This window comes from Chitinophaga eiseniae (assembly GCF_012641265.1).
In the GTDB taxonomy this organism is placed as follows: Bacteria; Bacteroidota; Bacteroidia; order Chitinophagales; family Chitinophagaceae; genus Chitinophaga; species Chitinophaga eiseniae_A.
This window is the reverse complement of record NZ_JABAHZ010000001.1, coordinates 647,964-670,964: the sequence shown is the minus strand read 5'-3', so window position 1 is coordinate 670,964 and position 23,001 is coordinate 647,964. Positions and strand designations below refer to the sequence as shown.

The 23,001-nt window shown below is 49.1% G+C and carries 18 protein-coding genes; 5 read left to right on the top strand and 13 right to left on the bottom strand.

Annotated features, from left to right (window positions below; translation table 11 throughout):
• Positions 1–24: 24 nt before the first annotated feature.
• Both HGH91_RS02605 and HGH91_RS02600 read left to right on the top strand, forming a co-directional pair.
• The gene (locus tag HGH91_RS02605; RefSeq protein ID WP_168736892.1) at positions 25–3,156 is read left to right on the top strand and encodes an efflux RND transporter permease subunit; all 3,132 of its coding nucleotides are present in this window, start codon (positions 25–27) and stop codon (positions 3,154–3,156) included.
• 46 nt (positions 3,157–3,202) lie between these two features.
• Entirely contained in the window at positions 3,203–4,588 is a 1,386-nt protein-coding gene (locus HGH91_RS02600) for an efflux transporter outer membrane subunit (protein WP_168736891.1), read from the top strand.
• On the opposite strand, the gene HGH91_RS02595 is transcribed toward HGH91_RS02600, so the two are convergent.
• Positions 4,589–4,960 carry a VOC family protein gene (locus HGH91_RS02595; RefSeq protein ID WP_168736890.1) on the bottom strand — a complete coding sequence of 124 codons (372 nt, stop codon included), beginning with the start codon at positions 4,958–4,960 and terminating at the stop codon, positions 4,589–4,591.
• Positions 4,961–5,502: 542 nt separating this feature from the next.
• Here HGH91_RS02595 and HGH91_RS02590 point away from each other — a divergent pair.
• Positions 5,503–7,122, top strand: a complete 1,620-nt coding sequence (locus tag HGH91_RS02590; protein WP_168736889.1) for an ABC-F family ATP-binding cassette domain-containing protein — start codon at positions 5,503–5,505, stop codon at positions 7,120–7,122.
• Between the two features lies 1 nt (position 7,123).
• Here the strand turns inward: HGH91_RS02590 and HGH91_RS31375 are convergent, their stop codons facing one another.
• From HGH91_RS31375 to HGH91_RS02575, 4 genes are read right to left on the bottom strand one after another with little or no spacing between them, the layout of a single operon-like run.
• The gene (locus tag HGH91_RS31375; protein ID WP_262888285.1) at positions 7,124–7,255 is read right to left on the bottom strand and encodes a hypothetical protein; all 132 of its coding nucleotides are present in this window, start codon (positions 7,253–7,255) and stop codon (positions 7,124–7,126) included.
• A 34-nt stretch (positions 7,256–7,289) separates the two neighbouring features.
• Positions 7,290–9,545 carry a WG repeat-containing protein gene (locus HGH91_RS02585; protein ID WP_168736888.1) on the bottom strand — a complete coding sequence of 752 codons (2,256 nt, stop codon included), beginning with the start codon at positions 9,543–9,545 and terminating at the stop codon, positions 7,290–7,292.
• Between the two features lies 1 nt (position 9,546).
• Complete coding sequence (locus HGH91_RS02580; RefSeq protein WP_168736887.1) at positions 9,547–11,841, bottom strand: WG repeat-containing protein; 2,295 nt, start codon at positions 11,839–11,841, stop codon at positions 9,547–9,549.
• On the bottom strand, positions 11,838–13,058 hold the full coding sequence (locus tag HGH91_RS02575; RefSeq protein ID WP_168736886.1) for a WG repeat-containing protein: 1,221 nt from the start codon (positions 13,056–13,058) through the stop codon (positions 11,838–11,840). Before HGH91_RS02575 ends, HGH91_RS02580 begins: the two co-directional genes overlap by 4 nt.
• 276 nt (positions 13,059–13,334) lie before the next feature.
• Here HGH91_RS02575 and pafA point away from each other — a divergent pair, with 276 nt between their 5' ends.
• A complete protein-coding gene (gene pafA, locus HGH91_RS02570) occupies positions 13,335–14,975 on the top strand; it encodes an alkaline phosphatase PafA (RefSeq protein ID WP_247651638.1) in 1,641 nt (546 codons plus the stop codon).
• 75 nt (positions 14,976–15,050) lie between these two features.
• Here pafA and HGH91_RS02565 read toward each other — a convergent pair whose 3' ends face one another.
• The 8 genes from HGH91_RS02565 to HGH91_RS02530 all read right to left on the bottom strand — a co-directional run bounded on the left by HGH91_RS02565 (position 15,051) and on the right by HGH91_RS02530 (position 22,208).
• Positions 15,051–15,899, bottom strand: a complete 849-nt coding sequence (locus tag HGH91_RS02565) for a helix-turn-helix domain-containing protein (protein ID WP_168736885.1) — start codon at positions 15,897–15,899, stop codon at positions 15,051–15,053.
• A gap of 2 nt (positions 15,900–15,901) precedes the next feature.
• Positions 15,902–16,828 carry a transporter gene (locus HGH91_RS02560; RefSeq protein ID WP_168736884.1) on the bottom strand — a complete coding sequence of 309 codons (927 nt, stop codon included), beginning with the start codon at positions 16,826–16,828 and terminating at the stop codon, positions 15,902–15,904.
• An 11-nt stretch (positions 16,829–16,839) separates the two neighbouring features.
• On the bottom strand, positions 16,840–17,880 hold the full coding sequence (locus tag HGH91_RS02555) for a cytochrome-c peroxidase (protein ID WP_168736883.1): 1,041 nt from the start codon (positions 17,878–17,880) through the stop codon (positions 16,840–16,842).
• Between the two features lie 5 nt (positions 17,881–17,885).
• On the bottom strand, positions 17,886–18,704 hold the full coding sequence (locus tag HGH91_RS02550) for an MbnP family protein (protein ID WP_168736882.1): 819 nt from the start codon (positions 18,702–18,704) through the stop codon (positions 17,886–17,888).
• Positions 18,705–18,850: 146 nt separating this feature from the next.
• A complete protein-coding gene (locus HGH91_RS02545; protein WP_168736881.1) occupies positions 18,851–19,225 on the bottom strand; it encodes a hypothetical protein in 375 nt (124 codons plus the stop codon).
• 116 nt (positions 19,226–19,341) lie between these two features.
• Entirely contained in the window at positions 19,342–20,055 is a 714-nt protein-coding gene (locus tag HGH91_RS02540; RefSeq protein ID WP_168736880.1) for a DUF2071 domain-containing protein, read from the bottom strand.
• 340 nt (positions 20,056–20,395) lie between these two features.
• Positions 20,396–21,202 carry a helix-turn-helix domain-containing protein gene (locus HGH91_RS02535; RefSeq protein WP_168736879.1) on the bottom strand — a complete coding sequence of 269 codons (807 nt, stop codon included), beginning with the start codon at positions 21,200–21,202 and terminating at the stop codon, positions 20,396–20,398.
• Between the two features lie 40 nt (positions 21,203–21,242).
• Positions 21,243–22,208, bottom strand: coding sequence for an aldo/keto reductase (locus HGH91_RS02530; RefSeq protein WP_247651637.1), 966 nt, complete (start codon positions 22,206–22,208; stop codon positions 21,243–21,245).
• 162 nt (positions 22,209–22,370) lie between these two features.
• Between HGH91_RS02530 and HGH91_RS02525 the strand changes: the two genes are divergently transcribed.
• Positions 22,371–22,991: a TetR/AcrR family transcriptional regulator gene (locus tag HGH91_RS02525; protein WP_168736878.1), complete on the top strand. Its 621-nt coding sequence runs from the start codon at positions 22,371–22,373 to the stop codon at positions 22,989–22,991.
• Positions 22,992–23,001 lie beyond the last annotated feature (10 nt).

Below are 23,001 nucleotides of genomic sequence, written 5' to 3'. Positions count from 1 at the left end.
TGATTGATCCATTAAAACAATGTCATGTTAAGAAGATTTATAGAACGGCCGGTATTATCCACTGTGGTATCCATTATCATTGTCACTCTCGGTATCCTGGGATTGGTATCGCTGCCTATTTCCCAGTACCCTGATATTGCGCCACCTACCATACAGGTGCAAACGAGCTATAGTGGCGCCAATGCAGATGTAGTACTTAAAAGTGTGGTAGTACCGCTGGAACAACAGATCAATGGCGTAGAGAATATGGACTATATCACGTCTACCGCCGGGAATGATGGTTCCGCCAATATAACCGTTAGTTTCAAAATAGGCAGCGACCCCAACATGGCCGCAGTGAACGTACAGAATGCGGTGGCCCGCGCCACGCCGTTGCTGCCACAGGAGGTGACCCGTGCCGGCGTTACCGTACAGAAAAAACAAACCAGTAACCTGCTCATCTTCTCGGTATATAGTACCAACCCTTCGTTTGACCAGACCTTCCTGCAAAATTATGTCGACATCAACATTGTGCCGGTTATCAAACGTATCCAGGGAGTGGGCGATGCGTCTGCCTCCGGTTCTATGGACTATTCCATGCGTATCTGGCTCAACACCCAGGCCATGGCTTCTTACGGACTGGTGCCGGCCGACATCACAGCCGCGCTGGCGGAACAAAATATCCAGGCAGCGCCCGGGCAGTTCGGGGAGCGCGGTGGCCAGGCGTTCCAGTATGTTATCAAATATCCCGGTACCCTGGTAGATACCACCCAGTTTGGTAACATCGTGTTGCGGTCTAACCTGCGCAGCCGCTTACTACGGCTAAAAGACGTGGCCCGCATTGAGCTGGGCGCGCTTAGTTATTTCAACAGCACCCGTACCAACGGCTATCCCGCCGTGTCTATCAGCGTAGCGCAGGTAGCCGGTTCCAACGCCCGTGATGTGATCGAACAAACGCTGAAAGTGATGGACGACGCCTCTAAATCATTCCCGAAAGGCGTTAAATATGTGGTGCTGCAAAACGTAGACGACTTTTTAACGGCATCGATCGACAAAGTGATCCATACGCTGTTTGAAGCGTTTATACTGGTATTCCTCGTCGTTTTTCTTTTCCTCCAGGATTTCCGTTCCACGCTGATACCCGCTATCTCCGTACCGGTAGCCATTGTAGGCACCTTCTTTTTTCTCAAACTGTTTGGTTTCACCATTAACCTGTTAACCCTTTTTGCCCTGATCCTGGCGATCGGTATCGTGGTAGATGACGCCATTGTAATTGTAGAAGCCGTACATGCCAGGCTGGACACGGGTTATAAATCGGCCCGCAAAGCCAGTATCGACGCACTCAACGAAATATCCGGCGCTATCATTTCCATTACCCTGGTAATGTCTGCCGTATTTATCCCGGTGAGCTTCATCGGCGGCTCGTCCGGTGTTTTCTACCGGCAGTTCGGGCTTACGCTGGCTATCGCTATCGTGTTGTCGGCTATCAACGCATTGACGCTGAGCCCTGTGTTATGTGCGCTGTTTCTGCGTCCTCACCACGACGCCCCTACGAAATTGAATTTCCTGCAACGGTTTTACCGGTCATTCAACGTGGCCTTTGAGAAAATGACCAACCGCTATACGCATATCCTGCGCTTCTTTGGCAAGCGTATCTGGATCCCTATGTCGGTGCTGGCATTGTTTTGCGTAGGCTTATTTGTGATTGCCAGTGTAACGCCTACGTCTTTTGTACCGGAGGAAGACCTGGGTACTATCAATTGTAATATTACCCTGCCGCCGGATGCATCGCTGCAACGTACCGACGTGGTAGCCCGGAAGGTGGAGAAACTGGCCGGCACCATCCCGGAAATCAATAATGTGCTGGCGGTGACCGGCCGCGGTCAGCTATCCGGCAGTGGCAGCAACTATGCGATGGTGGTTATGCGGCTAATTCCCTGGAGTCAACGCACCCGCACCATACAGCAGATCATCAAAGAGTTGAATCGTAAGTCGACCGATATTACGGAAGCGGAAGTGAAATACTTTGCGCCCGCCACCATACAGGGCTTTGGCGCCTCCAGCGGTTTTACTTTCCAGTTGCAGGATAAAACAGGCGGTGATATTGCCCACTTCTATAAAGTGAGCCAGGACTTCCTGAGCGTACTCACACAGCGCCCGGAAATACAGTTTGCCACCACCTCCTTCAATCCTAACTTCCCGCAATACCTGATGAATGTGAACGTGCCCAAGATAAAGGATGCAGGGCTCAATGTAACCGACATCACCAATGCCATGCAAGGGTATTTCGGAGGTGTGTATGCGTCTAATTTCAATGAATTTGGGCAGCAATACCGGGTGATGGTGCAGGCTTCACCAGAATACCGTATGACGCCGGAGAGCTTAAATGCCGTGTTTGTGCGCACACCGGATGGCGCGATGGTGCCGGTCACCGAGTTTGTAACACTGACGCAAACCTACGGTCCGCAGGCGATTACCCGTTTCAACCTTTTCAACTCTATCAGCATCACGGGCACGCCCAATATTGGTTACAGCTCAGGGCAGGCTATTGCGGCGGTAGACCAGTCAGCCGCAGAAACACTGCCGCCCGGCTTTGGTTTCGAGTTTTCCGGTATTACGCGGGAGGAACTTGCCAGCGGCAGTCAAACGATTTACATCTTTTTACTGTCGCTCATATTCGTGTACCTGTTGCTGAGTGCCCAGTATGAAAGTTACCTGTTGCCTTTTGCGATCCTGCTGGCCGTACCGGTGGGTATTTTCGGGGCTTTCCTGTTTGCCTACCTCTTTGGTATCAGTAATAATATTTACGTGCAGATCACGCTGATTATGCTGATTGGGTTGCTGGCCAAAAATGCGATCCTGATCGTGGAATATGCCGTTGAACGAAGGCGTCAGGGGATGAGCATTGCCGAAGCTGCTGCAGATGGGGCCAAAGCACGGCTACGCCCCATCCTGATGACCTCTTTTGCCTTCATCCTGGGCCTGGTGCCCCTGATGGTGGCCAGCGGTGCGGGCGCCAATGGCAACCGCTCCATTGGAACGGGCGCTGTAGGCGGGATGCTGGTCGGTACCCTGTTCGGGGTATTTATTACCCCCGCTTTGTTTATCATCTTCCAAACCTTACAGGAAAAGGTAAAACGTGCGCCCAAAGAAGATGAGGGCGCCCTGGGAGAATAGTTCTTTTAACATTATGCCCGCTGTATGCGGATCAAAATATCAGCTCATGAATTGGCGTGTCAGACAAATTATTATTATCATCAGCTTATTGGCCGGAGGACTGGCCTCCTGTCATATTACCAAACCTTACCGGTCGCCGGGTATCAATGATACCCAGCTATACCGCGATATAAATACCACCGATACCAACACCATTGCGACGCTGCATTGGAAAGAGATTTTTACCGATACCCTGTTACAGCAACTGCTGGAAGAAGGCATTCAACACAACCTGGACTTACAGGTAGCCTGGTCGCGGGTACGCCAGGCGCAGGCCAGTTATTCGCAAAGCCGGCAGGCGCTCTATCCTGCCATAAATGGCGATGCCAGCGCTATACTGGCGGGAGCTTCCAATCAAGCCAATACTGGTAGAAGTGTAATCCCCAGGCAGCTGGGCGCTGAGCTCACCGCCAACTGGGAAGCTGATATCTGGGGCAAATTGCGCAGTACCAAACGTGCTTACCTCGCATCGTGGTTACAGGCCAACGCCAATGCGCAGGCGGTGCAAACAGCCCTGATAGCAAATATTGCCAACAACTACTACAACCTGCTGGCACTGGATCAGCAACTCCATATTACCCAGCAAACCGTTGTCAACTGGCAGGCCACCGTGGAAGTGATGAAGGAACTGAAAAAAGCAGATGTGGTAACGGGAGCAGCAGTGGTGCAAAGTGAGGCCAGTCGCTATGCTGCTGAGGTGACCATCCCAGATTTGAAACAATCTATCCGGCAAACCGAAAACGAGATTAACTTGTTGCTGGGCCGTATATCTGGTCCTATTGCCCGCAGTACCCTTGATGCACAGCAACCCATTATGCTGCTGAAAACAGGAGTACCAACGCAATTGCTGGCCAACCGCCCGGATGTACAGGCGGCCGAATATAACCTGCGGTATTACTTTGAACAAACCAATGTTGCCCGGACCTATTTTTACCCGGCACTCAATATCTCCGCATCGGGTGGATATACCACCTATCTTTCGCTGACCGGACCAGGGTCCTGGCTCAGCAACCTGACGGCCGGACTTACCCAGCCCATTTTTAACCGAGGACTCAATAAAGCGAGGTTGAAGATAGCGCAGGAGCAACAGGAACAGGCCGTACTAGGATTCCGCACAGCGGTACTCGGCGCCGGCCAGGAAGTATCCAATGCGCTTTACTCCTACCAGACCGCCCAGGAAAAATCAAATTCCCGCCGGCTGCAGCTCCAGAACCTGCAGTTGTCGGTAGAATATACGCAGGAACTGGTAAGGTATGGCTTTGCCAACTATACAGAAGTGTTAAATGCCCAGCAAAGCCTGCTGGGGGCACAATTAGGTAAAATCAATGACCACCTGCAGCAGTTGCAGGCCATCGTATTTCTATACCGGGCTTTGGGAGGCGGCTGGAAATAGCTAGTGTACCATCACCAGTACCACGCGGAACCCATCGGGGTCAATGATAGTAATACCATGTTTATTCCAGTAGGGGTTTTTGGCTTTCACTTCCTCCGCCCCTGCTTTCCTGGCCTTGCTCAGCATTTTGGTAAAAACCTCTTTGCTTTCGGGGTACAACACCAGCAGGTCGTCTTCATCGGGATGGTGCTGGGGATGATCGGGAGATACGGTAAATTCCAGGTGCCAGTTTTCGCCCGGAAGTCCCAGGAATACGCCATTATAGGAGCTATGGTCCTGGAAGGCGCCCAGTTGCCGGAAACCCAGTACATCCTGGTAAAAAGCAATCATTTTATTTAAATCAGTCGTATGCCTGGCTACTCTTAGTCTCATAACAATACGGATCTTTAGTTGCTGCGTATAATAATTCAATGGTAGTTTCCACTATTGAATTTACTAAATCTCCGGCATTCATGCTAGCCAGGATACAGGAAGATAACAGTAACCCCGGTTTTACTCATCTCCGATGAATAAAACCGGGGTTACTGTTATCTCTTAAACTGTTAACGGGAAGGTATATACGCTATGGGGTGCGACCTGCATGGCGGGCTGGTGGTGCATAGCAGGTGTTTTATATACTAGTGTCTGTAAACCGGTAAAAATCACCCTAAAATTTAAGATTTTTTTTTACCTTTGCGTTCTCATGTGATCATAACCCACATACACACACCAGGTTTCACCTGTTAACATGCCATCCGGCGTGTTCTTTTTGTTTCCATTTATTTATCGATTTAGACATACGGCATGTACCCACATGCGCTGCATTTTTTCACTAAAATTTACTGACATGAAACTTCAACATTTTCCGCAGCATTGCTACGCTGCCTGGCCACAGGACATTTATTTTACCGACCTATTCAACATGACTACTTCACATGCTTATCCACGCACAAAATATCAGCTATACACTGCCTACGGGCCAACCCTTATTCCAGGACATTCACTTTTCACTGCATAAAAACGAAAAGGCAGCGATTGTTGGGAATAATGGCGCAGGGAAATCGACTTTACTACGCATTATTGCCGGGCAGGAAACCGCCTACAGCGGCACTATCCATGTTAGTAAGCGCCTGTATTATGTACCGCAGCATTTTGGTCACTTCGATCATCTGTCTGTAGCGGCTGCCTGTGGCATTGCCCCTCTACTGGAAGCATTGCAGGCCATTGAAAATGGCGATACCCGCCAGGAGCTGTATGATTTATTGGAAAACGACTGGGACATTGTAGCCCGCTATCAAACAGCTTTTGAGAAATGGGGCATTGGGGCGCTCAGTCCCGATCAGCTGCTGTCAACCTTGAGCGGGGGACAGAAAACGCGACTGTTTCTTTCGGGCATTGATATCTTTCAACCGCAGGTGGTGTTGCTGGATGAGCCTACTAACCACCTGGACCGTGCCGCCCGGGAACAACTGTACGACTGGGTTAGCACCACCAATTGCACCCTGTTGCTGGTGAGCCACGACCGGGAACTGCTGCGCTTATGTAATCCTATCTGGGAGCTGCAAGTCAGTGGTATTAACGTATATGGCGGCAACTATGATTTTTACGCCGAACAAAAGGCCATCGCAGCCGCCGCCAAAGAGCAGCAGCTGGCACACCAGGAAAAGACGCTGAAAGAAGCAAAGAAGCAACAGCAGATTGCCCTGGAACGCAAGCAACATGCCGATGCCCGCGCCCGGAAAAACAGCCAACAGGGAGGTTTACCGAAAATATTGCTGAATGCCCGGAGAAATGCCGGCGAAACCTCCGCCGCCAAATTGCAGCAAGTACATGCCGAAAAAGTGAGCGAGCTGCATGATGCCAGGAAAGAGGCTGCAGCACTGCTACAGGTACAACGGATGCTGAAAGGATACTTCGAAAATTCCTCGCTGCATCGCGGGAAAGTACTGCTGACCGCCACCTCGCTCAACTATGCCTGGGCGCCGGATAAAATGCTCTGGCAGCCGCCGCTTAGTTTCACTATCAGAAGCGGCGAGCGATGGTCCATTACCGGGCCTAATGGCAGCGGTAAGTCCACGCTAATGCGGCTGTTACTAGGGCATCTCGTTGTTCCAGCAACACAGCTGTACAGGGCAGATACCAGGAGCCTGCTGCTGGACCAGGACTATTCCCTGGTAGATCGTAGTAAAAGCCTGCTGGACCAGGCGCTTGCTTTCAATGAGCGCAAGCTGGACACACCCGTGGTCAAAGCTACGCTGGTCAACTTCCTGTTTGGCCCGGATACCTGGGATAAATCCTGCGCTGTACTGAGTGGAGGTGAAATGTTGCGGTTATCGCTCTGTTGTATGACACTGCAAAACCGCGCTCCAGACCTGATTATGCTGGATGAGCCCACCAACAACCTGGATCTTAATAATATCCAGGTGTTGACGCAAATTTTTGCGGATTACAAGGGTACATTGATCGTGATATCACATGATAACATGTTCATCAAAGAAACCGGTATGACGCATCACCTGGAACTACGGGCTTCGGGGGAATGGGCGATGGTCTGAATTAACCGGCTGGCATGGCTTCCATGATCACCCGGTAAACGGCGCTTTCAACGAAAATACCTGCCAGCATTTTCCACAGACACCGTAATATGCCGCAAGTCCGCTGCCCGGAGGCATCGGAGATTTGCGGCATATTATTATCAAGTAGACATTTTATTCTTCCGGTATCAAAGCGCCGGTATACCGTACGCAGAATCCGCTTCAAATGGAATCACTTCTTTTATTATCAAAGGCAGGAAGGTGCCATCGGCCAGCAGGTACCGGTAGGTATCTCCTTTACGGCATAACAGGGGACCATCGTAGGTAATAGCGGTAGCTGTATATGCCATGGTGGGGTCTATCATGACGTCATCAAAAGTTTGGATAGTGACTGGCTGGGCGTGGGCATTTAATACCGTAAACTGGCGATTGACCTCCACCAGGAATCCCCGGCCGTTTTCTTCCCTTAATATGCGGTCGTAGATAGCTGGCAGCACTTCCCTTCCCTGGAAATCGACCAGGCCAAACCTCATTTGTCCATCTTCCTTTCCCCGTTTAGTGATGGGGAGATACAATGAATCTTCCACCCCGGGATAGCCTCCGCCATAATACGCATACACCGGCGGTACAATGATCTTACCGGTACTGTCAGCATAACCATACGCCATGGTCTGATCCTCACCCACTGTTTGGAGGTTGAAGACCTGGTTCTTCAGGTAAAGAATGTCTTCATAGTTGGCTGGCAGTATTACCTGGCCGGTGGCATGAATCAGTCCTTTTTTGTTCCCCTTCGTCACAATCAGTAGGTCCTGCTGACCTGTTATGTCTACATCATCATAGGCCAGTGGTGTTTGCTGCAGCGTACGGCTGTTGAATATCGCATAACTCCTTTTGTTATTGGCGTCGCTGACCAACAGGTATAAGTTCTTGCCTGTTTCCGTGATGCTGGAGTACCGCAACGGCAATACTACCTGGCCCTTCCCGTTGTATAATCCTTTCGAATATACGTCGCGTTTGGTGGCCAATAGCAGGGTGCTATCTCCCGGCAACAGATCTACGTTATAGAAGGTGGCTGGTACCAGTTCCCGTTGCTGCATGACATCCCAGATACCTACGCCGGACGATTTTTGCACAGTCCACCACCTGGATGTTAAGGCGTTTAGAGATTGATAAACCATAGGGATCAACATCCGCCCATCGGCGCTATATACGCCTTTCTTCTCCTGGTAAGATACTGTGAGGCAGCCCTGCCACGGCGCATCATCGATCTCGAAAAATGCTGGTGGTACCAGCTTGCGGAGAGCCGGGTTATAAAATCCATATACGGCTTTCTGCTTTAACTTAAAAAGCTGTTCCCGGGAAGGATTTTCGAAGTCTGTAATTTCATTGTAATTAACAGCCAGCAATTTCTTACCGGTAGTATCCAGGAGGTTATAATCGCCATTCACCGGTGCTACGAAGTAATTACCGTAACAAATGATATCACCATCATATATCAGCGGTAATACTGGCTGACCATTTTCCCTGATGATACCTGACTTTTTATTTTTTGTTACCTGGAGATAAGGACCATTGTTCCATTCGGGGTAAGGACTGGAAATATCGTCGTAGTTAAAATCGGCTACAACATTGCCTTCCGGGTTGATGAGCCCATAGTGTCCATTCTTTTCTGCCTTCAGCATGCCGTTGCCGATAACATCCATTTGTGTGTACTCCGGAGCGGCATATTCCTTTTTGGTAGCGAGGTTAAGTACTACCTCCTGCCGGTTCTTTTTGAAACACAATACCCAGTTGTCGCTGCGCATCATATAATGGTCATGCTCGTATTGGAAGGGCGCCAGCACCTCATTTTTTAAATTAAGCACTCCCCATTTACCATTCTTTTCGGCAAAAACGTAATCACTTTTACTGCCACAACCGCCACAGTAATCGAAGGCGTCGTATGTTGCCGGGATGACGAGCTGCTTTTCGGCTACGCCGTACACGCCCCATTTACCCTTTTCCTTCACATCGAAGTGATGATCATCGAGAATGCCTACAGAGTCAAAGGCCATGGGTAGCAATAGCTTTCCACGGGTATCGGCATAGGTCATTTTACCATCTTTATAAAGGCCAAGGTAGACTTTCCACTCCAACGCTATTGTGTCATATACCGGCGGCAGCAGCCATTCGCCCTGGTCTGTTACGGCGCCGGTTTTTCCATTCTGCCGTACCAGCAACATTTGTTCTTTTTCATTGGTTTGCAGGTTTCCTTCTGCTGTAACGCTTACCGGGTGCCAATACCCGATGATCTCATCAAAGGCTTTTGCGCCTTTGCGATCGATATACCAGGTTTTATTGTTGTCGGTAACGCGGGCAAAACCATGCTGGAAAATAGAAGCCTGTTGTGCCCTGGCCTGACAGGTGAGCAGCAGGCAGCTAATCAACCATAGATTAATCTTCATATCACTGTCTCTTTAATGATTTATAACGAAAAGCCTGTCCATTTGCATCGAGGTAGAAATACCATTTCCCTTCTTTTACCAGGATAGGAAACAGGCTATCATCGCCCCGGCGGTTGGTGTATAGCTCATCATACTTAGCGGGAATGCGCATTTTGCCACTGGTGTCCGCGACACCTTTCTTGCCATCTTTAGATACCTCCAACAAGCCGGTTCTCTCCCGGTAACTGATATAATCAAATACGGGCGGCAGTATCACCTTACCGTTGGCATCTACCAGGCCTTCTTTTTCTTTGCTGGTTACTTTAAACAATGGTTCCTGGTAAATGGCGCTGATGGTTTCGTAGACCGACGGTAAAAAGGTACTGCCATCTTTCCGGATCAGGCCTACCTGCTTGCCTTTGGTAACTATCAGCAGGCTGTCGTTAAAAGCAGCCATATCATCTAACGTCATCGGGTAAACGATTTCCCGGTTCCGGTTAATAATGCCGAACAGCTCCTGGTCTGGCGTCCCCTCTCTTCCCGCCAGCGCCAGGCCATTGTGAAAATCGCCCACGAAACTGTAACCTTCAAACACCACTTCTTTTCCGTTGGTATCTACAAAGAGATTTTTACGGGAAGCGTTCCATATTTTCAGCAGACCACTATCAAAATGCGGATGATCGCTTTTGGCGTTGACCGGCATTAGTAGCCGGGTAACCTGGTCATCTCTAAATTCCCAATAGGTGTTGGTATACAAGACATTCCCGGCCATATCGGTGAGTACGGAGACTGATTCATTGTTGTCGTAACGCCTTTCCACAATGCGGTTGGTATCTACTGCAGTAAAGAAGCCATACTGCCTGCCACCGCGGATAATGGCGCCGTTGCGGGTAGCCAGTGAAGCTGTGTCGCCATTTCTCAGGGACATCAGCTGGCTGTTTTGCCATTCTATCCCTTCATATTTGGGCGGCAATATTTCCTTGCGGGTAGCGATATTAAATAAACCAATACGTCCATCGTTCGCCACGGGCAGGAAATCATCCTTATCGGTTCCTGCATTGGCGTCGTTGTAGAGATAGGTAGTGGTGGACAACACCGGTATATCTTCATAAGCCACAGGTATCACAGTCTGGCCCCTGCTGTCCAGTAAGCCTGTTTTACCCGCTTGTTGCACAGCAATGTAGGCCTGGTTATGATAAATAACTACATTGATATCGGTGTAGGCAACCGGTAATATTTGTTTACCCTTGCTGTCAAACAAGCCCATTGTTGTGCCCCTGGTAACAGCAAAGTATGGCGCCATACCGTGGTCATTATACGCATTTCTCACTGGTCCAACACCGGCAATCAATCCACCTCCATCAAAAGATTTAATGTCGTCATATTGCGCAGGAATAATTTCCTGGCCGGCGGCGTTCACCACTCCCTTTTTATTTCCCATTGTTACCTTCACAAAATTGCCCAGCGATTCAACATTGGTATATTGCAGGGGAAGCAGGAGTTTGCCGGCCGCATTCACAAAGCCGGTTTTATCCTGTTGGGTAACGGCAAAAATATCCGGACCAGGGCCATGGCTGCATTTATCATAGATAGCCGGGATTACCGGTGTTCCATTTTTGTGCATGATACCGGTTTTCCCCTGTTTCGTATAGCCGAAGAAGGGACTTCCTTCGTAGCCCAGGTAATCGAAGCCTTCATATTCCAGTGGTACAATGATAGGGCCATCAGCGGCCGCCAGTCCTACTTTGCGGCCTTTGCTGATTTGTACGGCGCCCTCCAGCACGTAACTTTGATCCACCTCGTCGTATTGCGGCGCCTGTAGTACTTGCCCGGTTTTCATGTCTGCCCAGCCCCATAACCCGTCTTTTTTTATTTTCAGGAGATGGGGGTCCAGTACAGCGATCTCGTTATATACAGTCGGACAAATCACTTTTCCCAGGGAGTCTACTGCCCCATATCTACCATGGTCCCGGACAATCACCACGGCGTAGTTTTGCTGTGGGTAGGCGTTGTCTTCTTCCGCCTCCAGGTTCACTTCATCGTATCTGAAAGGGGCGATCACTTTGCCGGCATCATTGAAAGCGCCGTAGGCATTATTTTTCACGCCGGCCACTAACCGGTAAAAACCGAAGTTTACCATTTTGTCTGTTACTACGGCGCCGGAGCTGTGCAGGTACTGTTTTTTGTGCTGGATCATGATGGGCGCTTCCTGGCCCTCAAACTCGCCGAGGTAATCGGCGATGACAGGCGCTTGCTGTGCATAGGCGTTGATGCCGTTCATACAGAGCGCCAGGGTTAACATTCCATAATTTCTCATTTCGTATCAGGCTTTTTTATCACTAACAAAGCTCCTTCCCGGTTGACCGCCACGGCCCTACCTTCGCTGAAAGGAGTTACATCTTCATATTGAGGCGCTATTACCATTTTCCCGGTAGCATCCATAAATCCCCATCCGGAAATCACGCCACCCCTTTTTACGGCGATCAGTCCATCCGAAAACGCTACATGTGAATCGTAGATACAGCTACCATTATTATCGCAGAGCGGTACTTTGGCCCGGATGGTACCGGTGGTATCGAGTATATACAGGTGTCCGTCACTGTTATCCCTGGCGGTACCATTTACCTGTACTGCGGACAGGCCACCGGAAAAGCGGTAGGGCTTTTCGTGGAACTGTGGCATGAATACTGGTCTGCCGGTTTTATTCATCAGGCCCCAGGCGCCATTTTTATAAAAAGGGGCCAGGCCATCTGCATAGTCGCCTACCTCTTCTGCATCGATGCTGAAAACGACCTTACCCAAAAGGTCTATCACCGACCAGTTCAGGTTCGGCGTTCCTTCCGGCAGGCTGTTATATAAAGCGGATAACTCATCATTGCCTTTCATGCTATCCCGGGGAGGGGCTGCGGTTGCCACCAGGGCTACACCATCGGAAAAGTCCCTCGCAGCAAGGTATACAGGAGGGATCACCCAAACGCCGCTGGTATCTGCATATCCAAACAAGCTGTCTTTCCTGACCAGCAAACGCCCGTTGTGAAAAGAGCGGGGATCAGCTACTACCCGGTCAAAAGCGCCATTGTAGGCCTGGTCGATAACGGTATCCATTCTCACAAACTCCTGGCCCAACGTCATCTTACCAGATGGGTCAATGTAATACCAGGTATTATCCTTTCTCACCGCGGCGCGGTTGCCGGAGAAATCTTTTGCCTCGTCGAACTGGTAAGGTACCTGGAGCTGGCCGGCACGATTGATATAGCCATACAGGATAGTGTCATTCGTTGTTTTACCTACAATTGCCAGGCCATCGTGAAAGCTTTCTGCTTCATCGAACTGTAGAGGAATAGCCAGTTTCCCAGTGGTGTCAATAAATCCGTACAGCTGATTGGCGTCGGTACGTACCCGGGCCAGGCCGCCGGAGAAATTGGCAATATTCGAATACTGCTGGTCTGAAACAAAGGCCAGCACCGGTTCCTGTGCCTGAGCGCCCAGGGGCAGGAACAACACCAGGAGACGTAAAATGGAGTTTCTCAGCATATGGGCTGTTTACGATGGATATGGTAAGTTTCCATTAGCAAAGATCAGATACTTTCCCCTCATTCCCCAATTTAAGCTGCCTACAAGCTATCTACGCCAGCATCTACAAAACAACTACAGCGACTGCAAGCCCGTTCCCAATATATCTTTTCAGCAACCTGCCCCGGATAGCGGAACTACCACTCCTCCCTAAAGTCCTGTACTTTACTATTTTTTTATTACGTTTGCCGATTCCCGTTTTGGGGCGTGAACCTAAAAAATGAAAAAATCAGTACTATGAATGGAATGACAAAAACAGTGGCTACTGTTGTCCTGGGCGCCTTCACTGCGTTACAGGGATTAACAGCCGTAGCGCAAGTCAATGAAAAGCCCAAGTTGATTGTAGGTATTGTAGTGGACCAAATGCGTTGGGATTATTTATACCGGTATTACGACCGTTACGAGGCCGGTGGTTTCAAACGTATGTTGGGCGAAGGTTTTTCCTGCGAGAACACATTTATCAGTCACCTTCCATCTTATACGGCCGTAGGGCACAGTACTGTATATACCGGTAGTGTTCCCGCCATCCATGGTATTACAGGCAATGACTGGCCTGATCAGTTGACCGGCAAAACCTGGTATTGCACCGAAGATACCATCGTAACAGGCGTAGGCAGCAACGGCAATGCCGGCAAAATGTCGCCGCGTAACCTGCTGGCCTCCACGATTACCGATGAACTGCGATTTGCCACCAACTTCCGCTCCAAGGTAGTAGGCGTATCCCTGAAAGACCGTGCCTCTATCCTGCCTGCGGGGCATACGCCCACCGGCGCCTTCTGGCTCGACGACAGCAATGGCAGCTTTATTACCAGCACCTATTATATGAACGAACTTCCGTCCTGGGTAAAGCGTTTCAACGACCGCAAAGAGCCACAGGACCTGATGTCTAAACCATGGAAGCCGCTCTATCCCATCAATACTTACGTACAAAGTTCAGCAGACGACGTTGCCTGGGAAGGAACTTTTCCGGGAGAAAAAGCGCCGGTATTTCCACACAGCCTGAAAGACGCCTACAAGGCAGATCCGGGTACCCTGAGATCCACTCCTTTCGGTAACACGCTTACCCTGGATTTCGCTAAGGCAGCCGTAGATGGATACGACCTGGGCAATGGGGAGGCGACCGACTTCCTGGCCATCAACTGCGCTTCTACCGACTACGTAGGCCATAAATATGGTCCCAACGCCATCGAGGTAGAAGATACTTACCTGCGCCTGGATAAAGACCTGTCGGCCTTCTTCAGTTATCTCGACAAAAAAGTCGGCAAAGGTAACTACCTGGTATTCCTCACCGCCGACCATGGCGCTGCACATGCTATTAAGTTTATGCAGGAGCACAACCTGCCCGCAGGACAAGTAGAGGAACCTAAACTACTGACCGGCCTGGATAGTGCGCTGACACAGCGTTTCGGCATCGGCAAACTGGCTACTTCCTTCATGAACTACCATGTGAGCTATGACAAAGTCAAGATCGCTGCCAACAAACTGGATTACAACGCCATCAAACAGGCTACCATTCAATATTTCGAAGCGCAGCCGGGTATCCAGTTTGCAGCCGACCTGGATAACGCCGGCGTAAACCCGTTGCCAGAGCCTATTCAATCTATGGCTATCAACGGTTATAACCGTAAACGTACCGGTCCCGTGATCGTAATCCCTGAGCCAGGATGGTTTGAAGGCTCGCTGAAAGGCACTACCCATGGTAACTGGAACCCTTTTGATATCCATATTCCGCTTGTATTTATGGGCTGGCATGTAAAACATGGCGCTACCAACGAAACGGTGCATATGACAGATATTGCCGCTACCCTGGCTGCCATGCTGCATATACAGATGCCCAGCGGATGCGTGGGTAAACCGGTGAAAGAAGTGTTGCAGTAAGCAGAGGATATTTTTCTCGCAGAGGCGCAAAGCAGCATGGTGCTTTGTGCCTCTGCGAGAATCTACCTATTATCTCTATTCACGTTTTCTGAAGCGTTCCGGTGGGATGCCGGTATTTTTTTTAAAGAAGGTGGCGAAGTAAGAAGCGCTCTCAAACCCCAGCGTATCCGCAATTTCAGCCACCGACAATCCAGTATGGTATAGCAATCGCTGCGCTTCTATTGTTACTCTTTTGCGTATCAGTTCTCCGCTGGAAGTATGTTTGCACTGCTGACATAATTTATTCAGGTAGTTGGTAGTGATATGTAATTGTGAAGCATAAAATGAAGGCGTTTTATGTACTTTATAATGTGCTTCCAGCAGCTGCTCAAACACCCTGATCTTTTCATCGCGGCTATTATTCTTCTCAGCAGGTGCCTCCGTACTGCAACATTGATCCAGCATACAGAGTAGAATATTCAGGTAAGAACGAAGTACCCTGTCGGCCCCTTTATACCGCGAATGAAATTCCTGTTGCATCAACCCCGTGAGCTGCTGCCATTTGGCCAGTGTTAGCCTATCCAGCGGAATAAAGCTACCCGGTTCTTTAGCCAGGAAAGAAAACTGGTACAATACATTGCTGTTATACCGCAGGGAGAAAAAGTCTTCCGTAAAACAGATCACGCTCCCGCTGTGCACGTGTATACTGGCCACACTATTGGGCTTGATACAAATAATGCCGGACTGGTCCAGGTGTACCTGGCTATTATCGATGGTAACCAGCCCTCCTGCCGGATCGGCACATAGTAACAGGTAGCACCCCAGCCGTTGCGGCTCCAGTGCCAGTGGATACAAGGCATGGAATGCGGCGGCATTGCCGGTCCAGAAAAAATGATTATCATTAATTATCAGCGTGGGGAGTCCATCCGTTTTCATATGCAGCATACTCAGAACAAATAAGTAAGGTGTACCATGGCCCGGCTACCTGCTTTTACGCGCAGGTCGGCCAGCTGTTGGGATATTACCGGCTGAAAGTTTATGCCGGCGGATATTTTCCCGACAGTGGCTTCCATACCGGCGGTGGCCAGCAACGAATATCCCCCGGACATATCTACCGTAAATTTCCCCGCTTCCTTATCTTTCGCAGCTGTTTCATACAGGATACCAGCATTGGGCGCCAGGCTCACCTTACCGGCTACACGAATTTTATAGTATGCCAGCACGTTGGCTGTAAACTTATTACCATAGCGGTAGTCGTACTTATTAGCTGTATTCAGCTTATAACTCACATTGGTATTGATGCCAATGTCCATCAGGCGGATATCATATGCGGCATTGAGCGTAAAATCGGTGCTGGCGGTACCCAGTTGAAAGTTGTTAGGCGCATCTTCATTTTCTTTGCGCTCTGCCGGCTCATAGCGGCCGGTAGGCAGCTTCACGCCTCCGCCTATCCAAAGCGATTGTACCAGCAGTTGCCCCTTGCCCGTGGTGTGCTGCTTATCCAGCAACTGGTAGTAACCTACAGCTGCCACATCGCCCCAACCAGACTTGCTGGTGGCAATGCCCTGATTTTCGCGGCTGTTGATGTTTACCGGTACAAATCCCAACACGCGGAAGCGACGGCCTATATTCCAGCCGCCCCATAATTCTGCCGTCTGGTAGGTTTCCTGTGTAGTAAGATAAGAAGTAGTGCCACCCGGCCCCAGGTGGGAGCGCATGGTTTTATGCTGGTAGCGCAGCCCGATAAAACGTTGTTTAAAATCGGGCAGCAATCCAATATAATAGCTGCCTACACCGCAGCCACAGATATCGCAGGCGTTGGCGGTATAGTAACTGACTAATATTATTATACAGAGTATACTGATCTTTTTCATGGTGTCATTATTTATGGCGCCTCTTCAGCAAATCGGGTATCATTCACAAATTTCTTATCGTTCAGGGTTTGGAGAAAGGCCAGCAATTGTTCCTGCTCCGTAGCGGTCAGTGAAAACCCGGTATGCCCACCTTGCTTCAGCAAAGGATCCAGGGTGGGCATGTCCTGTACTTCGGAGGTATAGTGGCGCAACACCGCCGGCAGCGTATAAAAGCGGCCATCGTGCATGTAAGGGGCCGTATAGGCCAGGTTACGCAAACTGGGCACTTTGAACTTGTATTGATCATCCGGGTTCAGGGTTACGTTGTAGCGCCCCCGATCGTTATTGGGACCTGCGCCCAGGCCGTTGTTACGGAAAGACTGATCTGTAAACAACGGTTCCTGGTGACAGCTGCTGCAATGACGACGATAAATGGCGTATCCCTGTTGCTCGGCATCGGTAAAAGTGACCCCTTGTTTGCGCATAACACTATCGTATTTGGACTGGTCGCTCACCAGCATCACCATAAACTGCGACAATGCCTTCATCATGCGGGCGGTGGTAATATCTGTACTGCCAAATGCCCGCTGGAACAGCGCCGGGTAAGGAGGCGTGTTGCGTAACTTTTGTAATACGTTTTCCATGGTTTCATCCATTTCCACCGGGTTGGTGATGGGAGCTATTGGTTGCAGGTCCAGGTCAAATACTCCTCCATCCCACATCAACGCGGTATTCCAGGCCAGGTTCATAATAGGCGGGGAATTGCGGCTGCCCAGGCGATCATCGATCCCGTGGCTCACATCATGCCCGTGATGGGTAAACGCAGACGCCTGGAGATGGCAAAAGCCACAGGAAATGGTATTATTCCGGGAGAGCCGCGGCTCATAAAATAGTTTCCTGCCCAGCTCAAATCCTTCTTTGGTAACCGGGTTATTGGCCAGCTTATAGGCCGGCGCCGGGAATCCCGCCGGCTGACGGAAACCTTGAAAGATGGCCACCAGCTGTTCACTTTTACTACAGGCAAAAAGAAATAACACGATGCCGGTTATCATCATCCATTGCAACTTACTCATACCAGTTAGTTTTCCGTATGATCGTGATGAAACAGTTGCGTATAGTTATTGGCGACCTGGGTGCTGAAATCGCTGAACATCACCGTAGGGTTGGCAGCGATGCTGATAGTCCGGGTACCGTTAAACACCTTCAGGATATCGGCCATGAGGTGCACATTGGCTTCGCGCCCTTGTCTTACTTTGGCGATGCCACCTGCGCGCAGATCTATCGTAATCCGTTTAATATTATTCAGCGTAGGCGCGCTATAGCCGCCAAATCCACCAATATGATACCGGAACTTATGCTGGCCGCTGGGATCTGCCGGCGCGGCGGCGGACTCTCCTTCCATTTTAAAGAAGATATAGCCACTGTTCCAGCCCCAGTACATGCCATCGCCCATGCCGCCGGAAGGATCCAGTACGCCTGTTCTGCGACTGATGTCCATGGTGCTCCGGAGGCTGTCTACCCCCAGCACAAAGGATAGGGTTTGATAGTCGCCTTCCGGCACTTTTACTTTTACAAACTGGGAAGCCACATTGGCTTCAGATACCAGGAAATAGCTGCTGTCGGCAGGTACGGTAAACTCCTGTCCACTGTTATTGGTGACTTTGATGTTGCTGACAAAATACTGTAACAGGGAGATGCTGAAGCTTTCGCCGGCAGCATTGGTATAGGCGCCGGTATTGAGTTGCAGGTTCCGGTCGCCCGCAATATTATCGAACTGTATCGACAAAACGGCTTTGGCTCCCGCGGGTGTTTCCGGCTTAACATCGTCTTTTTTACAGGCAGCAAAGCTAAGCAGCACCACGAGGGCGCTGTATATAGTATGTTTAAATGAATGCATAACAGGTTATTGCAGCAATAAGATTGCTGTGATGAATAAACAATAGGATGCCGCTTCCCGTACGTATACGCGAAGGATAAAGGCAATAACAATCAAGTTGGTACGGGTGTACCAGTTAAATTAAAGGATTAATAATAGTTGGATAATTATGTGGCGGGTGGATGGAATATAGTATCGGGCTGGTCAATAGGTGTGCCGATGCAATAGGGATGCGGATAGTGAGCGATGTTAGCGGTTACAGCGGCTGTCAGCGAAGCAGGTTCCAGCCAGGCCGCGTAAAAGATTTCGCTGCGATGATCTTTGCGCTCGGGATTATCCTGGTCGCGTTTATCTTCTTCCTTTAACTTTTTACTGAGATGACATTTACCATTACAATGCATAGCAGGCTTATTGCGGTTAACGCATAGGTTCTTTGCAATATATTCCTGGTTAAGGTAAAAGTCGAGCATCACAAAATAACGGCCGGAGAGCTGGCAAAGCCAGATCAGCATTAAAAAGACCGTTATGAGTTGTTTCCGCATGCTACGAGTAAATGAGTTAAAGTCAGCGCAAAGGTATTACTAAAATCCATTGCTGCGCAAAATTACATTTTGTGCGAGTGATGTACCTGCGATAAACGGGACAAATATTTAGATTATCAGGCTATTGTTTTCAGCGAGCGCCATTCATGTTCAATACCTGTCATGAGAAGCGCGTTATCGAAATGCACCGTTCCTTTTGGGAACATGGCTGTATTGTCGAAAAAGCTGGATGCTACTTGTTGTAACTGCAACGGTTTTACTTCCCATCGATACGCCTGCAAACAGAGGCCATCCAGTGTTTGGGAACGGCCGGGAGAATAGCCCATGCTGCCTTTTTCAAAAAAAGCCGATGCATTTTCCAGCGTATCAAATGTGGAGCTAGCAGGAAATTGCCCACAGAGACTGGCATCTATTGAGATGTACGTATTATCATCGCTGGTAAAGCCTACCTGGTAACGGCCGTTCCCTTCGACTACCCGGAACTTCGCCAGGTGATGCTTTCCGGGGAATATCCGACCGCCGGCCAGTGCATTCCATCGGGAAGAGGTATCCCTGCGGGGAATGTATACGCCTTCTTTTGTGATGCCGTCTTCGTCCCATTCCACGGCGATCCGGTGCGCGGCATTCTCAGATCTGATACCGATGGTATCGGGCCATCCTTTGGGCTTAATATGGGCAAGTCTTATCAGACAGATACCAGCTATTGCCTGGTCTTTATATAGTTTAGGCCGAAAAGGAGCCGGCAGTAAAGGTGTTAAGGTATGTGGCGCTACCGTAAAATTAATCAGTATGCGGCGATCGATGTAACCATGTATGACGGGGAGCTGCATGGGATAAAATATGAGAATTTTTATATCGAAATTATACTATTCTTTGCACATCTTTTATCTAATAATTGTGGTTATTTTTCGGTTGGCTTACATTTACTAGCTTTACTTTAACAATCGATTTTTCTGGGATAAAAAAATCATCTTATAAAAATGACTGATACTCCATCTCACATAAAGAAGCTGCAGCTAAAAATCTGGCTTTCCAAATCTCCAGCGGAAAGGCTAAAACAGATGATGGAAGATAATACTGCATTAAACCAATTTTGGGCAACTGCAAAAAGAACCAATAATAAAATACTAAATCGTGAGGTACAGCCCCGCACGTCAGAGGGAGAATAAATTAACCCGCCGTTGGCGCCTTCCCAAATTTTTTCTTAAACGAATGCGAGAAATGAGAGAGGCTTTCAAATCCCAGGTCGAGATAAATAGCCGATGGCTTTTTATTCTTTTTCTCAATAAGATGCCTGGCTTCTGCCAGTCTTTTTTCCAATAACCACTGCCGGGGCGGCATTCCAAATATTTTCTGAAAGTCGCGCTTAAAGCCGGCAAGGCTTCTCCCGGTAAGGTGGGCAAACTTCTCCACGGGGATGTTGTAGTGAAAGTTGCTCACCATGAATTTCTCCAGGTCTATCTTATAAGGCTCCGAAAAATCGAATAAGAACGCTTTGAGCGCTGGCATGGTATTTAGCAGGAGATATACTGCCTCTTTCACTTTTAACATGCCCACCGCATGGGTTATTTTTTCTCCCGGATGCTGCACATATGGCAGCAGTGATTGAAAGAAGGCTTCTAAAAACACGTTTCCGGGAATATGAATATTGGGAGCGCCAGTGTACTTCTCGTCTATTTCGATTTGCTCTTCCAGGGCGATCTTCCTGAGCAGGTCTTCCTGCAGGCGAATAACAATGGTTTGATATGGCTTTCCTTCGAGCGGAGTCTTAATAATTTCTCCCAATTGATTTTTTTGAATCAGCAGCATGCCCCCGCCTTCCATAGAAATGCTCTGGTGGGCAGTTTCCAATGTAAAACGCCCCGACACCTGCATCACCAGGGTTTTATGTTCCAGGAAGGCCACCTTTTCCTTTCTCTCGGCAGAGAGATAAGAGAAAAAGATGACTCCCGGAACGATATCAACTGGATTTATCATTACATAAAGATATAAAACAGCGCAGATTTATGAGCAGTCATTACCGCTGCAGGTAGGTACCACCCAGGATGGCGCCCTGCGAAAAGTGGATACTGAGTAGGTCCATCTCCTCTGGCGTAAATGTGATCTCCATCGCCTGTATATTCTCCGGCAACCTCGATCTCCTGCTCATGCTCACCAGCGGCATAATATGATCGCCCTGGGCATTTACCCAGGCGATGGCCAGTTGTGTAGGTGTATATCCTTTCTCGCTGGCCATTTGCCTTAACATTTCTACCTTTTCGAGGTTCTTTACCAGGTTCTCTCCCTGGAAACGGGAGAAATGAAGGTGGTAATCATTTGCCGGAAGCGGTGCTTTCATTTCTCCTGTCAATAACCCTTCGGCCGTATTGGCAAACGCTACCACACCTATGCCCAGTTCTTTGGCTGTGGGAAGCAGGTCGCTTTCAATCTGCCGGTCTGCCAGGGAATAACCTATTTCCAATGCTGATACCGGGTAAATACTGTTCGCCTGGCGCAGTTGATCCGACGTTATTTCAGAAACACCGAGATAGCGCACCTTCCCTTCTTTAATAAGGTCAGCCACCGTTCCTATCAGGTCTTCTATGGGAACGCTGCCATCAAGCCGGCAGGGCTGATAAAGATCAATGGTGTCTACTCCCAAACGTACCAGGGAGTAATTGATAAAATTCTTAATGGCTACCGGACGCAGGTCCAGGCCCAGTAATTTGCCCCCATAAAAGATGGCGCCAAACTTAACACTTATAAAAGCGTCGTCCCTTCTACCTTTGATGGCTTTGCCCACCAATAGTTCATTGTGACCGCTGCCATAAAAGTCGCCCGTATTTAAAAAATTAATACCGCTATCTAAGGCCATTTGAATAGTGGCAATGCTTTCGTTTTCATCATTTGTTGCGCCGCCCCAAATGGAGGACATCCGCATACAGCCTAATCCAAGTTTGGATACCAGCGGTCCATTGTTACCTAACGCTATGGTTGTCATCATCGTTATTTTATTGATTAATAATACAAAGGTGCGCTTTTGTAGCGGATGGCCACTTTCGTTGATGGCTCAATTTATTTGTCTCTACGGCTCACTTTTAAAAAATTGAACAACTTTTCAAAAAAGTTGTTCAATTTTGTATCTTTGGTAAACAAATACCGGATTATGCCCGTAAAAGAAAAGAAGGAAAAAATGGACGCCTCCACAGAAGACCGGATCAAGGCCGCTGCCAGGACGGTGTTTACCCGCAAAGGTTATCATGCCACCAAAATAAGGGACATCGCCGCAGAAGCCGATATCAACCTGTCGCTCGTCAATTATTACTTCCGGAGCAAAGAGAAATTGTTCCAGTTTGTAATGGCAGAAGTAATCGATAAGCTCCTCAACACCGTGGCCGGCGTATTAAACAATGAGCAGTTATCGCTGCAACAACAAGTAGAGCAAGTGGCGGATCAATATATTACGATGCTGTTAGCCAACCCTGATTTCCCGTTATTTATGGTCAACGAAATTTTTTCCGGCAGCGATGAGCTGTTAAAAGGCGAGCGGAAAAACGCCATCTTCCACTCCCACTTTTTCAAACAGCTGGCTGCATTACAAAAACAGGGTAAATTATCCATACAACCGCTGCACCTGCTCATGAATATCATCGGGTTTGTGGTAATGCCCTTCCTGGCCAGGCCACTGCTGGAAAGGCAGAAGATCGTGAAAGGCGGGGAGTTTAAAATCCTGATGGAAGAAAGGAAAAAGCTGATTCCTATCTGGATAAAGGGCATGATTAAATAAAATTTTTTGC

What these genes read in the sequence shown, in the direction of transcription:
- HGH91_RS02530 (WP_247651637.1), bottom strand. Translation starts at nt 22,208, where the DNA reads ATGATGACAACCATAGCGTTAGGTAACAATGGACCGCTGGTATCCAAA.
- HGH91_RS02560 (WP_168736884.1), bottom strand. Translation starts at nt 16,828, where the DNA reads ATGAAAAAGATCAGTATACTCTGTATAATAATATTAGTCAGTTACTAT.
- HGH91_RS02550 (WP_168736882.1), bottom strand. Translation starts at nt 18,704, where the DNA reads ATGCATTCATTTAAACATACTATATACAGCGCCCTCGTGGTGCTGCTT.
- HGH91_RS02555 (WP_168736883.1), bottom strand. Translation starts at nt 17,880, where the DNA reads ATGAGTAAGTTGCAATGGATGATGATAACCGGCATCGTGTTATTTCTT.
- HGH91_RS02535 (WP_168736879.1), bottom strand. Translation starts at nt 21,202, where the DNA reads ATGATAAATCCAGTTGATATCGTTCCGGGAGTCATCTTTTTCTCTTAT.
- pafA (WP_247651638.1), top strand. Translation starts at nt 13,335, where the DNA reads ATGAATGGAATGACAAAAACAGTGGCTACTGTTGTCCTGGGCGCCTTC.
- HGH91_RS02605 (WP_168736892.1), top strand. Translation starts at nt 25, where the DNA reads ATGTTAAGAAGATTTATAGAACGGCCGGTATTATCCACTGTGGTATCC.
- HGH91_RS31375 (WP_262888285.1), bottom strand. Translation starts at nt 7,255, where the DNA reads ATGCCGCAAATCTCCGATGCCTCCGGGCAGCGGACTTGCGGCATATTA.
- HGH91_RS02525 (WP_168736878.1), top strand. Translation starts at nt 22,371, where the DNA reads ATGCCCGTAAAAGAAAAGAAGGAAAAAATGGACGCCTCCACAGAAGAC.
- HGH91_RS02595 (WP_168736890.1), bottom strand. Translation starts at nt 4,960, where the DNA reads ATGAGACTAAGAGTAGCCAGGCATACGACTGATTTAAATAAAATGATT.
- HGH91_RS02585 (WP_168736888.1), bottom strand. Translation starts at nt 9,545, where the DNA reads ATGAAGATTAATCTATGGTTGATTAGCTGCCTGCTGCTCACCTGTCAG.
- HGH91_RS02600 (WP_168736891.1), top strand. Translation starts at nt 3,203, where the DNA reads ATGAATTGGCGTGTCAGACAAATTATTATTATCATCAGCTTATTGGCC.
- HGH91_RS02545 (WP_168736881.1), bottom strand. Translation starts at nt 19,225, where the DNA reads ATGCGGAAACAACTCATAACGGTCTTTTTAATGCTGATCTGGCTTTGC.
- HGH91_RS02590 (WP_168736889.1), top strand. Translation starts at nt 5,503, where the DNA reads ATGCTTATCCACGCACAAAATATCAGCTATACACTGCCTACGGGCCAA.
- HGH91_RS02575 (WP_168736886.1), bottom strand. Translation starts at nt 13,058, where the DNA reads ATGCTGAGAAACTCCATTTTACGTCTCCTGGTGTTGTTCCTGCCCCTG.
- HGH91_RS02580 (WP_168736887.1), bottom strand. Translation starts at nt 11,841, where the DNA reads ATGAGAAATTATGGAATGTTAACCCTGGCGCTCTGTATGAACGGCATC.
- HGH91_RS02565 (WP_168736885.1), bottom strand. Translation starts at nt 15,899, where the DNA reads ATGCTGCATATGAAAACGGATGGACTCCCCACGCTGATAATTAATGAT.
- HGH91_RS02540 (WP_168736880.1), bottom strand. Translation starts at nt 20,055, where the DNA reads ATGCAGCTCCCCGTCATACATGGTTACATCGATCGCCGCATACTGATT.